This is a genomic window from Noviherbaspirillum sp. (genome assembly GCF_035254685.1).
Lineage (GTDB): Bacteria > Pseudomonadota > Gammaproteobacteria > Burkholderiales > Burkholderiaceae_D > Noviherbaspirillum.
Genome location: NZ_DATFAI010000043.1, coordinates 1 through 12904, shown reverse-complemented (window position 1 = coordinate 12904; position 12904 = coordinate 1). Strand labels below are relative to the sequence as shown.

Sequence of the window (12904 nt, the reverse complement as noted above, 5' to 3'; positions counted from 1 at the left end):
CTGGCTTATTTCTTCAGCGACTGCGCTGCCTTGCGCGGCCCCTTGCGGGTGCGGGCATTCGTACGTGTACGCTGACCACGAACGGGTAGGCCCTTGCGGTGACGCAGGCCACGATAGCAACCCAGATCCATCAGACGCTTGATGTTCATCGAGACTTCACGACGCAGGTCACCTTCGACGACGAACTTGCCAATCGCGTCGCGCAGTTTCTCCAGCTCGTTATCGTCCAGATCCTTGACCTTCTTCGTGGTCGGAACACCCGTCTGCTCGCAGATGTTCTGCGCGCGCGGACGGCCAATACCATAAATCGCGGTCAAGCCGATAACGGTGTGTTGGTGATTGGGGATATTCACCCCTGCAATACGTGCCATTCGTTATTCCTCGATCAATAACGTTAATTAACCCTGGCGCTGCTTGTGGCGCGGCTCCGTGCAGATGACACGGACAACGCCCTTGCGCTTGATGATCTTACAGTTGCGGCAGATCCGCTTCACTGATGCGAGCACTTTCATTTTTGCCCTCTTTCTTTCAGCTCTGGTTACTTTTTACTTACTTCGTGCGGAACACAATACGTGCCCGGCTTAAATCATAAGGCGTCAATTCCACCGTGACTTTATCCCCTGGAAGAATACGGATATAGTTCATTCGCATCTTTCCGGAAATGTGCCCGAGAACAACATGCCCGTTTTCCAACTTGACTCGAAATGTTGCATTCGGAAGATTCTCGAGAACCTCGCCCTGCATTTGAATTACGTCGTCTTTTGCCATTCGCTCTGCTCGTTTTTCTGGGCTACCCACGGTCAGCGCATGGGAATGCCACCCTTGAAATTCGCTTTACGTAGCAGCGATTCATATTGCTGCGACATCACGTAATTCTGTACTTGTGCCATGAAATCCATCGTCACTACGACAATGATCAGCAGCGACGTACCACCGAAATAGAAAGGCACTTTCCACCGTGCGATCAAAAATTCCGGGAGCAAGCACACCAACGTGATGTATACCGCGCCGACCAAGGTCAAACGCATCAAGATCTTGTCGATGTACCGGGCAGTTTGCTCACCTGGACGAATCCCGGGCACGAATGCACCACTCTTCTTCAGGTTGTCAGCCGTTTCCTTGCTGTTAAATACGAGTGCCGTATAAAAGAAGCAGAAAAAAACGATTGCGATAGCGTACAACAACGCATGAATCGGTTCACCTGGCGCCAGCGATGCTGCTAGATCCTTTAAAAAACGCACGAACGAATTCGACGTATCGCCGGACGTAAACCAACTTGTTATTGTCGCAGGAAACAATATGATCGACGACGCAAAAATCGGCGGGATAACACCGGACATATTCAACTTCAGCGGCAGATGGCTGCTCTGTCCGCCATAAATCTTGTTGCCCACTTGCCGTTTCGCGTAGTTCACGAGAATCTTCCGCTGCCCACGCTCAATGAACACCACCAAGAAAGTCACCGCTGCAACAATCACGCAAATCAAAATCGCCGAGAGTGCGTTCATCGATCCTGTGCGCACAAGTTCAAGCAAACCGCCAATAGCATTCGGCAAACCGGCGGCGATACCGGCGAAAATAATAATCGAGATGCCGTTACCCAATCCGCGCTCGGTAATTTGCTCACCCAACCACATCAGGAACATTGTTCCTGTCACCAGAGTCACCACAGTGGTGAACCGAAATGCGAGCCCAGGGTCAAGTACCAACCCTGGTTGGGACTCCAGCGCGACAGCAATGCCTAATGCTTGGAAGGTTGCAAGAACCAATGTTCCATAGCGTGTGTACTGCGTAATTTTACGCCGACCTGCCTCGCCTTCCTTTTTCAACGCTTCAAGCTGTGGCGACACAATCGACATCAGCTGCATGATGATCGAAGCCGAGATATACGGCATGATCCCAAGCGCAAAAACAGTAAAGCGCGATAATGCACCGCCAGAGAACATGTTAAACATGCCAAGGATGCCTCCTTGGTTCTGTTTGAACAGCTCAGCCAACTGGGTTGGGTCAATACCAGGAACCGGAATGTGTGCTCCGATGCGATATACAACCAACGCGGCAAGCAGGAACCACAGGCGACCCCATGGGAAGCCGCTTGCTGCACTCTTAGCTAGTTGAGGTGTCGTCGCCAATTATTGCTCCGAACAAAGCGGGAAGGCGTTAAGCAATCGAGCCACCGACGGCTTCGATTGCCGCCTTGGCGCCCTTGGTCGCGACAAGTCCCTTGACCGCTATTTTCTTGGTGATTTCGCCTGCCTTGATAATACGAACGATACGGGCCAGTTCGGGAACGAGACCGGCCTGCTTCAGAGCGAGCACATCGATTTCTGCAACGGGCAGCTTATCAAGATCACCCAAACGTACCTCTGCCTTAAATGGCGCAGCCAGTGACTTGAACCCGCGCTTTGGAAGGCGGCGTTGGAGCGGCATCTGCCCGCCTTCAAAACCGACTTTGTGGAAACCGCCTGAACGCGATTTCTGTCCCTTGTGACCACGGCCGGCAGTCTTGCCAAGACCCGACCCAATACCGCGTCCGACACGGCGCTTTGCATGCTTGGCGCCGGTTGCCGGTTGAATGTTGTTCAATTCCATGATTTACTCCGTTCGCAAGCTTGATGCTTACGAAACCACTTTCACGAGATACGAAACTTTGTTGATCATGCCGCGGATAGCCGGCGTGTCTTGCAGTTCCGAGACCGAGTTCACGCGACGCAGACCAAGACCGCGTACAGTTGCGCGATGGTCCTGACGGGTTCCGATCAAGCCTTTGACCAGTTTCACCTTGATAGTGTTTGCCATTCGGATCACCTTAACCGAGAATTTCTTCAACCGACTTGCCGCGCTTGGCTGCGATTTCCGACGGAGTGCTCATGTTGGCCAACCCATTCAAGGTTGCGCGCACCATGTTATAAGGATTCGTCGATCCGTACGATTTTGCGACCACGTTCGTCACGCCCATGACTTCAAAAATAGCGCGCATCGGTCCGCCAGCAATTACCCCAGTACCGTCCTTCGCCGGCGAAATCATCACCGTTGATGCGCCATGCTTGCCCGTAACCGTATGCTGGAGAGTGCCGTTCTTCAGGGTTACTTTAATCATCTTGCGGCGCGCCTCTTCCATCGCCTTCTGTACGGCAACTGGCACTTCCTTGGACTTGCCCTTCCCCATACCGATACGGCCATCGCCGTCGCCCACTACTGTAAGTGCAGCAAAACCCATGATACGGCCGCCCTTGACCACCTTGGTCACGCGATTAACCGCGATCATTTTTTCGCGCATACCGTCGTCGCGCTCTTCGCCCTGCTGCGTCTTTGCTTGCATTTTTGCCATGACGATTCTTCCTTAGAACTTCAGACCGGCTTCACGTGCCGCCTCAGCGACCGCCTTGACGCGGCCGTGATAGCGGAAACCGGAGCGGTCGAATGCGACCTCGGAGATCCCGGCCTTCAGAGCCTTCTCTGCCACCCGCTTACCAACAAGCGCCGCCGCTGCAGCGTTACCGCCCTTGCCCGACTTGCCAGCCAATTCCTGACGAACTTCCGCTTCCAGCGTCGAAGCGGAGGCGAGTATCTTGGCGTCTGGGCTGATAATGTTTGCGTAGATGTGCAGGTTGGTACGATGCACGGCCAGGCGATTTACCTTCAACTCTGCGATCTTGGCGCGGGTTTGGCGTGCGCGGCGCAGACGTGATTGTTTCTTGTCCATCGTCAACCCCTATTACTTCTTCTTGGTTTCTTTGAGTGTTACCACTTCGTCCGCATAGCGAACGCCTTTACCTTTATAGGGTTCAGGAGAGCGGTAAGCGCGAACTTCAGCGGCGGTCTGTCCAACGCGTTGCTTGTCGACACCCTTAATCAGAATTTCTGTCTGAGTAGGAGTCTCGCACTTAACGCCTGCGGGCATCTGATGAACCACCGGGTGCGAGAAACCGAGCGAAAGGTTCAACTTGTCGCCTTGTGCCTGGGCGCGGAAGCCGACGCCTACAAGCGAGAGTTTCTTCTCGAAGCCCTTGGTAACACCGATCACCATGTTGTTGACCAACGCGCGAAGGGTACCAGACATCGCATTGGCCTCACGACTTTCGTTGGCCGGCGAGAAATTCAGCGTTCCGTTTTCGTTTTCCACTTTAACCAGGCCATTCAAGCCCTGGCTAAGCGTGCCCAGCGGGCCTTTTACAATAATCTGCTCTGCACTGATGGTCGCTTCCGCGCCATTCGGCAGTGCAATCGGCATTTTACCTACACGAGACATCTTGCACTCCTTAGGCCACGTAGCAAATGACTTCGCCACCGACACCGGTTGCGCGCGCTTTGCGGTCCGTCATGACACCCTTCGGCGTCGACACGATTGCCACACCGAGACCATTCATCACTTGAGGAATAGCACCCTTGCCCTTGTAGATGCGCAGACCAGGCCGCGATACCCGCTCAAGGCGTTCGATAACCGGGCGTCCGGCATAATACTTCAGGCCAATTTTCAACTCGGCTTTGCCGTTTGCTTCGGACACGGCGAAATCCTCAATATAGCCCTCATCTTTCAGGACGTTGGCAATAGCCACTTTAACTTTAGACGACGGCATTGCAACCGAGGTCTTCTGCACGCCTTGGGCATTGCGGATGCGGGTCAGCATATCGGCGATAGGATCGCTCATACTCATTGCTTGTTCTCCTATTACCAGCTAGCTTTAGTCATACCCGGAATCTCGCCGCGCATAGCGATCTCACGGAGCTTGATACGAGCCAATCCGAACTTCCGAAAAGTTCCACGCGGACGACCAGTCAAAGTACAACGGTTGCGTTGGCGGGTCGGATTCGCATTACGCGGCAGCGCCTGTAGCTTCAGACGCGCCTCATAACGCTCTTCTTCCGATTTCGTTTGATCGTCGATGATTGCCTTCAACTCGGCGCGCTTGGCTGAATATTTCTTTACCAGCTCGGCGCGCTTTTGTTCACGGTTAATCAGTGCCAGTTTTGCCATGGCATCCTCAGTTTCTGAACGGGAATTTAAATGCGGCGAGGAGCGCTTTCGCTTCGTCGTCGGTCTTCGCGGTTGTGGTGATGCTGATATTCATACCACGCAGTGCGTCAATCTTGTCGTACTCGATTTCGGGGAAAATGATTTGCTCTTTCACACCGATGTTGTAGTTTCCACGACCATCAAACGCACGGCCGGAAACACCACGGAAATCGCGAACGCGGGGAAGCGCAACCGTAATCAGGCGATCCAGGAACTCGTACATGCGAGCGCCACGCAGAGTGACCATGCAACCGATCGGATAACCCTCACGAATCTTGAAGCCGGCAATCGCCTTCCTAGCCTTGGTCACCACAGGCTTCTGGCCGGCGATCTTGGTCAGATCCCCGACGGCATGCTCAATAATCTTCTTGTCCGCAACAGCCTCAGACAAGCCCATGTTAAGGGTGATCTTGGTCAGACGCGGGACTTCCATCACTGACTTGTAACCAAACTTCGTGGTCAGGTCAGCGACGACTTTATCTTTATAGAATTGTTGGAGACGGGCCATGATGTCCTACACCTTAACGACTTCGCCATTGGACTTAAAGACGCGAACCTTCTTACCGTCCACCTCTTTGACCGTTACACGATCTGCCTTACCAGCTGCCGCGTTAAACAAGGCAACGTTTGAGACATGAATTGGCATCAATTTGTCAACGATACCGCCAGTTGCACCGGTCATCGGGTTCGGACGCATCGCCTTCTTGGCGACATTGACCCCCTCAACTACAACGTATTCAGCACCAACCCGCTGCTTGACCACGCCGCGTTTGCCCTTGTCCCTACCAGTCAGGACGACGACTTCGTCGTTTTTCCGAATCTTATCCATGACGACTCCTTACAGAACTTCAGGCGCGAGCGAAACGATTTTCATGAAGCGCTCCGTGCGCAACTCACGCGTCACCGGCCCAAAAATACGCGTGCCGATTGGCTCAAGCTTATTATTCAAGAGCACTGCCGCATTGCCGTCAAACTTAACCAACGAACCATCTTGGCGGCGCACACCCTTGGCCGTGCGAACGACCACGGCATTATAAATTTCACCTTTTTTCACGCGACCGCGCGGCGCAGCAACCTTGACCGTCACCTTGATAACGTCACCAATGCTTGCATAACGGCGCTTGGAACCACCCAGCACCTTAATGCACATGACTTCACGCGCACCCGTGTTGTCGGCTACCTCGAGCCGGCTTTCAGTTTGAATCATAGTATTTTCTTTCCCAACTTAATCCGCTCAACCGCCCAGGCGGGCTTGCGGTCAGTCTTGGTCCCGTCAGCCCGACTTAACGTAGTCGCGCTGATTAGGTGGACGGTTACAAAAACTGCTGCAGCGCTATTTATTGCCGCGCCATTCTTCGAACTGCAAGGGCACTACCTAGTTCGTCGCCGTTGCGAGAACCAAGCCCAGCATTATGACACCAAAATGCCGGGCTCGCAACTACAATCTTTAGACGATCTGCGCGACCTGCACCACGCGGGTCACAGACCATGCCTTCGTCTTGGAGATTGGGCGACCCTCCTGGATCTCTACGGTATCGCCTTCCTTCGCCTGATTCGCCTCGTCGTGCGCGTGATATTTGTTCGAACGGACAACGATCTTGCCGTACAGCGGGTGCTTGACGCGACGCTCGACCAGAACGGTCACGGTCTTATCCATCTTGTCAGAGACCACCTTGCCAATCAGGGTGCGCTTGAGCGACTGCTTCACTTGATCGTTCATTACTTGGCGTCCTTCTGATTGATGACCGTTTTCACGCGCGCGATATCGCGGCGCACCTTCTTGAGTTGAGCGGTATTGTTCAGCTGCTGCGTCGCGATTTGCATACGCAGGCTGAACTGCGCCTTGAGCAACTCGTTGAGCTCTTTTTGAAGAGCCGGCTGATCCTTGCCGCGGAGTTCAGATGCTTTCATATTTCACTCCTGTTATTGACCGACTTGGCGAAGCACAAACGTGGTCGCAAGCGGCAACTTGGCAGCCGCCAGGCGGAAGGCTTCTCGAGCCAGTGCTTCGTCGACGCCGTCCATCTCGTACAGCACCTTACCGGGCTGGATTTCTGCCACATAGTACTCGGGATTGCCCTTGCCATTACCCATGCGGACTTCGGCAGGCTTTTGCGAGATCGGCTTGTCCGGAAAAATACGAATCCAAATACGCCCACCCCGCTTGATGTGACGGGTCATGGCACGACGCGCCGCTTCGATCTGGCGTGCGGTAATGCGCCCACGAGCCACTGCTTTCAGGCCGAATTCGCCGAAGGACACAGCCGTGCCGCGCTCATGCGAAATACCCTTGTTGCGACCTTTTTGCTCTTTACGATATTTTCTGCGTGCTGGTTGCAGCATGTTTATTCTCCTGCTTTCTCAGCCGGTGCAGCGCCATCAGCCTTCTTGGGGGCACGAACACGCTTGCCAGCCGATGTTGTGGCCGAAGCGCCATCGGAGCCCTCAGCCTTCTTGGCGCGCGGACGTCCGCCCGGCTTTCCGTCATCACGGCGGGGACCGCGACGCTTTTTCTCTTCATCGGCCGGAGCCTCGATAGTCGGCGCCTCGCCGCTTGCAAGACGGTCGCCTTTATAGACCCAGACCTTGATGCCGATGATGCCATAAGTCGTTTCCGCTTCCCCGAACCCGTAGTCGATATCTGCACGCAGGGTGTGCAGAGGCACACGGCCTTCGCGATACCATTCTTTGCGAGCAATTTCGATGCCGTTCAAGCGTCCCGAGGACATGATCTTGATGCCCTGGGCCCCTAGGCGCATTGCATTTTGCATTGCACGCTTCATGGCACGACGGAACATGATGCGCTTTTCGAGTTGCTGCGCGATTGAGTCAGCGATCAATTGCGCATCAACTTCTGGTTTGCGGATTTCTTCGATGTTGACGTGTACCGGCACACCCATGAGCTTGGTCAGGTCGGACTTCAGCACTTCGATGTCCTCGCCCTTCTTGCCGATAACAACGCCCGGACGTGAGCTGAATATCGTAATGCGTGCGTTCTTCGCAGGACGCTCGATCACGATACGGCCAACGGATGCGTTCTTCAGCTTCTTCTTCAGATAAGCGCGAACATCGAGATCCTCGTTGAGCATGGTAGCGAAGTTGCTGTTTCCAGCGTACCAGCGGGATGCCCAGTTGCGCGTAACCGAGAGACGGAAGCCGGTTGGATGAATTTTCTGTCCCATCGTGACTCCTTAGTTACCGACAGTCACGTAGATGTGACAGGTTTGCTTCGAGAAGCGATCACCACGGCCCTTAGCGCGTGCAATGAAGCGCTTCATAACCGCACCTTTTTCGACGTAAATCGTCTTGACTTTCAGCTCGTCGATATCCGCGCCATCGTTGTGCTCTGCGTTCGCAATCGCGGATTCGAGCACTTGTTTGATAACGACCGCGCCCTTCTTGGGGCTGAAGGCAAGGATGTTCAACGCTTGATCAACTTTTTTACCGCGGATCAGGTCGGCGACAAGGCGGCCTTTTTGAGCCGACAGGCGCGCGCCACGGAGGGTAGCTTTAGTTTCCATATCGGACCTTATTTCTTAGCCTTCTTGTCAGCGGCGTGACCCTTGAAGGTACGGGTCAGCGCAAATTCGCCGAGCTTGTGACCAACCATGTTCTCGGAGACATACACCGGCACGTGCTGCTTGCCATTATGTACAGCGATTGTCAGGCCGATAAAGTCTGGCATGATCGTCGAACGGCGAGACCAAGTCTTTATCGGCTTCTTGTCTTTCGACGCTTGAGCAGTCTCGACCTTCTTGATCAGGTGGGCGTCACAAAACGGCCCTTTTTTCAATGAACGTGTCATGTGTTACCCCTTATTTCTTGCCACGGCGAGAGACGATCATCGAAGTCGTACGCTTGTTGCTCCGAGTCTTCTTGCCCTTAGTCTGCTGACCCCATGGAGATACCGGGTGGCGACCTGCAGAGGTACGGCCTTCACCACCACCGTGCGGGTGATCGATCGGGTTCATTACCACGCCACGGACCGTCGGACGAATGCCACGCCAACGCGTCGCGCCCGCCTTACCGATCTTGCGCAGATTATGTTCGCCATTACCAACCTCACCGACAGTTGCACGGCACTCGATGTGTACGCGGCGAACTTCGCCGGAGCGCAGGCGGACCTGCGCGTACGAGCCATCGCGAGCCATCAGCACGACGCCGGCGCCCGCGGTACGCGCGATCTGCGCGCCCTTACCGGGCAACATCTCAACGCAATGCATTGTTGTGCCGACAGGGATGTTGCGAATCGGCAGGCAGTTGCCGGACTTGATCGGCGCCTCTGCGCCATTCATCAGTTGGTCACCGACAGCAACACCTTTCGGAGCGATGATATATTTACGCTCACCGTCGGCATAGCACAAAAGTGCGATATGTGCGCTGCGATTCGGATCGTATTCGAGACGTTCGACCTTCGCCGGGATACCGTCCTTGTTACGACGGAAGTCAACGACACGATAGTGATGCTTATGACCACCGCCGATATGACGGGTAGTGATGTGACCGTTATTGTTACGGCCTGCAGTCTTCGATTTCTTTTCGACGAGAGCGGCAAACGGACGGCCTTTGTACAGATCGGGATTAACGACCTTGACCATGCCGCGGCGGCCTGCCGACGTCGGCTTCATTTTCACGAGTGCCATTATTTAGCCTCCTCGGTGAAGTTGATTTCCTGGCCCGGCTTCAGGCATACATAGGCCTGACGGGTGTGGTTGCGGCGACCAGTGAAACGGCCGGCACGCTTCTGCTTGCCTTGGCGGTTCACCACTTGCACCGATTCCACTTGGACCTTGAACAGCAACTCAACAGCCGCCTTGATCTCCGGCTTGGTTGCATCAGGAGCGACGCGGAAAACAACTTGCTCATTTTTCTCGGCGACAAAGGTTGCTTTCTCCGAAATAACCGGAGCGAGCAGCACTTTCATCAGACGCTCTTCGCTGTGCTTGACAATCGCGTTCATGCCAGCATCTCCTCAATCTTCGCCAATGCCGGCTTGGTGATCAGGACCTTCTTGTAGAACACCAGCGAGACAGGATCGGCATGACGCGGCTCGACAACCAGTACGTTCGGCAGATTGCGCGAAGCGAGCAACAGGTTTTCGTCGAGGTTATCGGTAATGACGAGTACAGAATCGAGCCCCATACCCTTCAACTTCTGCGCGAGGAGCTTGGTCTTGGGCGCATCGACGGAAAGCGTTTCCACGACCGACAAACGATCCTCGCGAGCCAACTGCGACAGAATCGAGCAGACACCTGCGCGATACATCTTCTTGTTGACTTTGTGCGAAAAATTTTCGTCCGGAGTATTCGGGAAAATGCGACCACCACCACGCCACAGCGGAGAGGATGACATACCGGCCCGGGCACGACCAGTACCTTTCTGACGCCACGGCTTCTTGGTCGTGTGACTCACTTCCTCACGGTCTTTTTGCTTGCGGTTGCCGCTACGAGCATTCGCCTGGTAGGCAACCACGACCTGATGAATCAACGCCTCGTTGTAATCACGGCCGAAAATAGTATCCGGCGCCGCAACATTAGAAGCCGCTTGACCCTGGTCATTCAGGAGCTTCAGTTCCATCGATTAGGCTCCCTTCTTTGCTTTGACTTTGACAGCTGGGCGAACGATCACTTGGCCGTTCTTTGCACCCGGCACAGCCCCCTTGACCAGCAGCAGTTGACGTTCAGCGTCGACGCGGGCAATTTCAAGGTTCTGTACTGTGGTGACGACGTCACCAAGGTGACCGGTCATACGCTTACCCGGGAAAACGCGACCCGGATCCTGGGCCATACCGATAGAGCCAGGAACGTTGTGCGAACGCGAGTTACCGTGTGTTGCGCGGCCGGAGCCGAAGTTATAGCGCTTGATCGTACCGGCGTAGCCTTTACCAATCGAGACGCCTTGCACGTCCACTTTCTGGCCGGCTTCGAACAAGCTGGCAGCAATGGTATCGCCAGCTTTCAGTTCGGCAGCCTTGGCTGTATCGATACGAAATTCCTTGAGAACGGTACCAGCTTCCACGCCCGCCTTTGCGAGGTGGCCGGCTGCCGCTTTGTTGACGCGGGATGCGCGACGCTGACCGAAGGTGACCTGAACGGCGGTGTAGCCATCCGTTTCGTCTGTTTTGATTTGTGTCACGCGGTTGTTAGACACGTCGAGCACAGTAACAGGAATTGTATCCCCATCATCCGTGAAGATGCGCATCATACCAACCTTGCGACCAACAAGGCCCAGGCTCATTGTTTTCTCCATTCCCGCCTGCGATTGGGCGGGGCTGATGTTTGTACTACCAAAACGTATTGGGACGGCGTTCCATGCCAATACCGAAGCCGAGCATTATAACCCGCATTTTTTCATTTCACAATCCACTTTTTCGAGAAATTGTGGTATGTGCGAGCTATAACACTTGGTGCATTACTGCAGCTTGATTTCTACGTCCACGCCGGCCGGCAGGTCCAGTTTCATTAGCGCATCGACGGTCTTGTCGGTCGGATCAACGATATCCATAAGGCGCTGATGAGTGCGGATTTCGAACTGGTCACGCGAAGTCTTGTTGACGTGCGGGGAACGCAGTACGTCGAAGCGCTGAATGCGCGTCGGGAGCGGAACGGGGCCCTTGACCACTGCGCCGGTTCGCTTTGCAGTGTCGACGATCTCGAGTGCGGACTGATCAATCAAACGATAGTCAAAAGCTTTGAGGCGGATGCGGATTTTCTGGTTTTGCATGGCTTTTCCTTAAAAGAGCAGGCCGCGAGTCGGCAGCAACTCGCGGCATTGTTTAGTCAAAGAGCGGAAGTCAATCCTGCAACCGGATTACTCAATGATCTTGGCAACGACGCCGGCGCCGACGGTACGGCCACCTTCGCGGATCGCGAAGCGCAGGCCTTCTTCCATCGCGATCGGGTTGATCAGCTTCACCGTGATCGAAACGTTGTCACCCGGCATCACCATTTCCTTGTCCTTCGGCAGCTCGATCGCGCCCGTCACGTCCGTGGTACGGAAGTAGAACTGCGGACGATAGTTGTTGAAGAACGGGGTATGGCGTCCGCCCTCTTCCTTCGACAACACGTAGATCTCGCCAGTAAAGTGGGTGTGCGGGGTGATCGAACCCGGCTTGGCCAGCACCTGGCCACGCTCGACGTCTTCACGCTTGGTGCCGCGCAGCAGCACGCCGACGTTGTCGCCTGCCTGACCCTGGTCCAGCAGCTTGCGGAACATTTCCACGCCCGTGCAGGTGGTCTTCTGGGTGTCGCGGATGCCAACGATTTCGATTTCGTCGCCGACCTTCACGATGCCGCGCTCAACACGACCGGTCACCACGGTGCCGCGGCCGGAGATCGAGAACACGTCTTCCACCGGCATCAGGAAGGCGCCGTCGATGGCGCGCTCCGGCGTCGGGATATAGCTGTCCAGCGCTTCGGCCAGCTTCATGATCGCCTGCTCACCCAGCTCGCCCTTGTCGCCTTCCAGCGCCAGCTTGGCCGAACCGCGGATGATCGGCAGGTCATCGCCCGGGAATTCGTACTTCGACAACAGTTCACGCACTTCCATCTCGACCAGTTCGAGCAGTTCGGCATCGTCCACCATGTCGCACTTGTTCAGGAACACGATGATGTACGGCACGCCGACCTGACGGGCCAGCAGAATGTGCTCGCGGGTTTGCGGCATCGGGCCGTCTGCGGCCGAGCACACCAGGATCGCGCCGTCCATCTGCGCGGCGCCCGTGATCATGTTCTTCACATAGTCCGCGTGGCCGGGGCAGTCGACGTGCGCATAGTGGCGGTTGGCGGTCTCATATTCGACGTGCGCGGTGTTGATCGTGATGCCGCGCGCCTTTTCTTCCGGCGCCGCGTCGATTTCGTCATATTTCTTCGCCTCGCCGCCAAACTT

At 55.2% G+C, this 12904-nt stretch carries 26 protein-coding genes; all 26 read right to left on the bottom strand.

The window, feature by feature from the left end:
• Positions 1-5 precede the first annotated feature (5 nt).
• Complete coding sequence (gene rpsM, locus VJ698_RS20215) at positions 6-371, bottom strand: 30S ribosomal protein S13 (RefSeq protein ID WP_324104613.1); 366 nt, start codon at positions 369-371, stop codon at positions 6-8.
• Between the two features lie 27 nt (positions 372-398).
• Positions 399-512: a 50S ribosomal protein L36 gene (gene rpmJ, locus VJ698_RS20210; RefSeq protein WP_014004415.1), complete on the bottom strand. Its 114-nt coding sequence runs from the start codon at positions 510-512 to the stop codon at positions 399-401.
• A 37-nt stretch (positions 513-549) separates the two neighbouring features.
• Positions 550-768 (bottom strand): translation initiation factor IF-1, encoded by a 219-nt coding sequence (gene infA, locus VJ698_RS20205; protein ID WP_010812378.1) that lies wholly within the window; start codon positions 766-768, stop codon positions 550-552.
• 32 nt (positions 769-800) lie between these two features.
• The gene (gene secY / locus VJ698_RS20200; protein WP_324104612.1) at positions 801-2132 is read right to left on the bottom strand and encodes a preprotein translocase subunit SecY; all 1332 of its coding nucleotides are present in this window, start codon (positions 2130-2132) and stop codon (positions 801-803) included.
• Between the two features lie 28 nt (positions 2133-2160).
• Positions 2161-2592, bottom strand: a complete 432-nt coding sequence (gene rplO, locus VJ698_RS20195; RefSeq protein ID WP_324104611.1) for a 50S ribosomal protein L15 — start codon at positions 2590-2592, stop codon at positions 2161-2163.
• Between the two features lie 27 nt (positions 2593-2619).
• A complete protein-coding gene (rpmD, locus tag VJ698_RS20190) occupies positions 2620-2799 on the bottom strand; it encodes a 50S ribosomal protein L30 (protein WP_225984454.1) in 180 nt (59 codons plus the stop codon).
• A gap of 10 nt (positions 2800-2809) precedes the next feature.
• Positions 2810-3331, bottom strand: coding sequence for a 30S ribosomal protein S5 (gene rpsE / locus VJ698_RS20185; RefSeq protein WP_324104610.1), 522 nt, complete (start codon positions 3329-3331; stop codon positions 2810-2812).
• Between the two features lie 12 nt (positions 3332-3343).
• Entirely contained in the window at positions 3344-3706 is a 363-nt protein-coding gene (rplR, locus tag VJ698_RS20180) for a 50S ribosomal protein L18 (protein ID WP_324104609.1), read from the bottom strand.
• 12 nt (positions 3707-3718) lie between these two features.
• Positions 3719-4252 (bottom strand): 50S ribosomal protein L6, encoded by a 534-nt coding sequence (gene rplF / locus VJ698_RS20175; protein WP_324104608.1) that lies wholly within the window; start codon positions 4250-4252, stop codon positions 3719-3721.
• Positions 4253-4262: 10 nt separating this feature from the next.
• Positions 4263-4658, bottom strand: coding sequence for a 30S ribosomal protein S8 (gene rpsH, locus VJ698_RS20170; RefSeq protein WP_324104607.1), 396 nt, complete (start codon positions 4656-4658; stop codon positions 4263-4265).
• 14 nt (positions 4659-4672) lie between these two features.
• Positions 4673-4978 carry a 30S ribosomal protein S14 gene (rpsN, locus tag VJ698_RS20165; RefSeq protein WP_324104606.1) on the bottom strand — a complete coding sequence of 102 codons (306 nt, stop codon included), beginning with the start codon at positions 4976-4978 and terminating at the stop codon, positions 4673-4675.
• Between the two features lie 7 nt (positions 4979-4985).
• Complete coding sequence (gene rplE / locus VJ698_RS20160; RefSeq protein WP_088710702.1) at positions 4986-5525, bottom strand: 50S ribosomal protein L5; 540 nt, start codon at positions 5523-5525, stop codon at positions 4986-4988.
• Between the two features lie 6 nt (positions 5526-5531).
• Complete coding sequence (gene rplX, locus VJ698_RS20155; protein ID WP_324104605.1) at positions 5532-5846, bottom strand: 50S ribosomal protein L24; 315 nt, start codon at positions 5844-5846, stop codon at positions 5532-5534.
• 9 nt (positions 5847-5855) lie between these two features.
• Positions 5856-6224, bottom strand: a complete 369-nt coding sequence (rplN, locus tag VJ698_RS20150; protein WP_040039188.1) for a 50S ribosomal protein L14 — start codon at positions 6222-6224, stop codon at positions 5856-5858.
• Positions 6225-6464: 240 nt separating this feature from the next.
• Positions 6465-6737 (bottom strand): 30S ribosomal protein S17, encoded by a 273-nt coding sequence (rpsQ, locus tag VJ698_RS20145; RefSeq protein ID WP_057289731.1) that lies wholly within the window; start codon positions 6735-6737, stop codon positions 6465-6467.
• Complete coding sequence (gene rpmC, locus VJ698_RS20140; protein ID WP_324104604.1) at positions 6737-6928, bottom strand: 50S ribosomal protein L29; 192 nt, start codon at positions 6926-6928, stop codon at positions 6737-6739. The genes rpsQ and rpmC overlap by 1 nt, the downstream gene beginning before the upstream one ends.
• Positions 6929-6940: 12 nt before the next feature.
• Positions 6941-7360 (bottom strand): 50S ribosomal protein L16, encoded by a 420-nt coding sequence (rplP, locus tag VJ698_RS20135; RefSeq protein ID WP_324104603.1) that lies wholly within the window; start codon positions 7358-7360, stop codon positions 6941-6943.
• 2 nt (positions 7361-7362) lie between these two features.
• A complete protein-coding gene (gene rpsC, locus VJ698_RS20130; RefSeq protein ID WP_324104602.1) occupies positions 7363-8199 on the bottom strand; it encodes a 30S ribosomal protein S3 in 837 nt (278 codons plus the stop codon).
• Between the two features lie 9 nt (positions 8200-8208).
• Positions 8209-8538, bottom strand: coding sequence for a 50S ribosomal protein L22 (rplV, locus tag VJ698_RS20125; RefSeq protein WP_324104601.1), 330 nt, complete (start codon positions 8536-8538; stop codon positions 8209-8211).
• An 8-nt stretch (positions 8539-8546) separates the two neighbouring features.
• On the bottom strand, positions 8547-8822 hold the full coding sequence (gene rpsS / locus VJ698_RS20120; RefSeq protein WP_163962785.1) for a 30S ribosomal protein S19: 276 nt from the start codon (positions 8820-8822) through the stop codon (positions 8547-8549).
• 10 nt (positions 8823-8832) lie between these two features.
• Positions 8833-9660: a 50S ribosomal protein L2 gene (rplB, locus tag VJ698_RS20115; RefSeq protein ID WP_324104600.1), complete on the bottom strand. Its 828-nt coding sequence runs from the start codon at positions 9658-9660 to the stop codon at positions 8833-8835.
• Entirely contained in the window at positions 9660-9977 is a 318-nt protein-coding gene (gene rplW / locus VJ698_RS20110) for a 50S ribosomal protein L23 (RefSeq protein ID WP_324104599.1), read from the bottom strand. Before rplW ends, rplB begins: the two co-directional genes overlap by 1 nt.
• The gene (rplD, locus tag VJ698_RS20105; RefSeq protein WP_324104598.1) at positions 9974-10594 is read right to left on the bottom strand and encodes a 50S ribosomal protein L4; all 621 of its coding nucleotides are present in this window, start codon (positions 10592-10594) and stop codon (positions 9974-9976) included. Before rplD ends, rplW begins: the two co-directional genes overlap by 4 nt.
• A gap of 3 nt (positions 10595-10597) precedes the next feature.
• Entirely contained in the window at positions 10598-11254 is a 657-nt protein-coding gene (gene rplC, locus VJ698_RS20100; protein ID WP_324104597.1) for a 50S ribosomal protein L3, read from the bottom strand.
• Positions 11255-11428: 174 nt separating this feature from the next.
• The gene (rpsJ, locus tag VJ698_RS20095; protein ID WP_089400500.1) at positions 11429-11740 is read right to left on the bottom strand and encodes a 30S ribosomal protein S10; all 312 of its coding nucleotides are present in this window, start codon (positions 11738-11740) and stop codon (positions 11429-11431) included.
• An 87-nt stretch (positions 11741-11827) separates the two neighbouring features.
• Positions 11828-12904 (bottom strand): elongation factor Tu (tuf, locus tag VJ698_RS20090; protein ID WP_324104596.1); only part of this gene is annotated, 1077 nt, incomplete at its 5' end.

Coding starts and splice junctions, on each gene's coding strand:
- rplC (WP_324104597.1), bottom strand. CDS start 11,254: ATGAGCCTGGGCCTTGTTGGTCGCAAGGTTGGTATGATGCGCATCTTC.
- rplF (WP_324104608.1), bottom strand. CDS start 4,252: ATGTCTCGTGTAGGTAAAATGCCGATTGCACTGCCGAATGGCGCGGAA.
- rplW (WP_324104599.1), bottom strand. CDS start 9,977: ATGAACGCGATTGTCAAGCACAGCGAAGAGCGTCTGATGAAAGTGCTG.
- rpsC (WP_324104602.1), bottom strand. CDS start 8,199: ATGGGACAGAAAATTCATCCAACCGGCTTCCGTCTCTCGGTTACGCGC.
- rplX (WP_324104605.1), bottom strand. CDS start 5,846: ATGGATAAGATTCGGAAAAACGACGAAGTCGTCGTCCTGACTGGTAGG.
- rpsJ (WP_089400500.1), bottom strand. CDS start 11,740: ATGCAAAACCAGAAAATCCGCATCCGCCTCAAAGCTTTTGACTATCGT.
- rpmD (WP_225984454.1), bottom strand. CDS start 2,799: ATGGCAAACACTATCAAGGTGAAACTGGTCAAAGGCTTGATCGGAACC.
- rplE (WP_088710702.1), bottom strand. CDS start 5,525: ATGGCCCGTCTCCAACAATTCTATAAAGATAAAGTCGTCGCTGACCTG.
- rpsN (WP_324104606.1), bottom strand. CDS start 4,978: ATGGCAAAACTGGCACTGATTAACCGTGAACAAAAGCGCGCCGAGCTG.
- rpsE (WP_324104610.1), bottom strand. CDS start 3,331: ATGGCAAAAATGCAAGCAAAGACGCAGCAGGGCGAAGAGCGCGACGAC.
- rplO (WP_324104611.1), bottom strand. CDS start 2,592: ATGGAATTGAACAACATTCAACCGGCAACCGGCGCCAAGCATGCAAAG.
- rpmC (WP_324104604.1), bottom strand. CDS start 6,928: ATGAAAGCATCTGAACTCCGCGGCAAGGATCAGCCGGCTCTTCAAAAA.
- rplN (WP_040039188.1), bottom strand. CDS start 6,224: ATGATTCAAACTGAAAGCCGGCTCGAGGTAGCCGACAACACGGGTGCG.
- rpmJ (WP_014004415.1), bottom strand. CDS start 512: ATGAAAGTGCTCGCATCAGTGAAGCGGATCTGCCGCAACTGTAAGATC.
- rplV (WP_324104601.1), bottom strand. CDS start 8,538: ATGGAAACTAAAGCTACCCTCCGTGGCGCGCGCCTGTCGGCTCAAAAA.
- rpsH (WP_324104607.1), bottom strand. CDS start 4,658: ATGAGTATGAGCGATCCTATCGCCGATATGCTGACCCGCATCCGCAAT.
- rpsS (WP_163962785.1), bottom strand. CDS start 8,822: ATGACACGTTCATTGAAAAAAGGGCCGTTTTGTGACGCCCACCTGATC.
- rplR (WP_324104609.1), bottom strand. CDS start 3,706: ATGGACAAGAAACAATCACGTCTGCGCCGCGCACGCCAAACCCGCGCC.
- rplB (WP_324104600.1), bottom strand. CDS start 9,660: ATGGCACTCGTGAAAATGAAGCCGACGTCGGCAGGCCGCCGCGGCATG.
- rpsM (WP_324104613.1), bottom strand. CDS start 371: ATGGCACGTATTGCAGGGGTGAATATCCCCAATCACCAACACACCGTT.
- rplP (WP_324104603.1), bottom strand. CDS start 7,360: ATGCTGCAACCAGCACGCAGAAAATATCGTAAAGAGCAAAAAGGTCGC.
- rplD (WP_324104598.1), bottom strand. CDS start 10,594: ATGGAACTGAAGCTCCTGAATGACCAGGGTCAAGCGGCTTCTAATGTT.
- rpsQ (WP_057289731.1), bottom strand. CDS start 6,737: ATGAACGATCAAGTGAAGCAGTCGCTCAAGCGCACCCTGATTGGCAAG.
- infA (WP_010812378.1), bottom strand. CDS start 768: ATGGCAAAAGACGACGTAATTCAAATGCAGGGCGAGGTTCTCGAGAAT.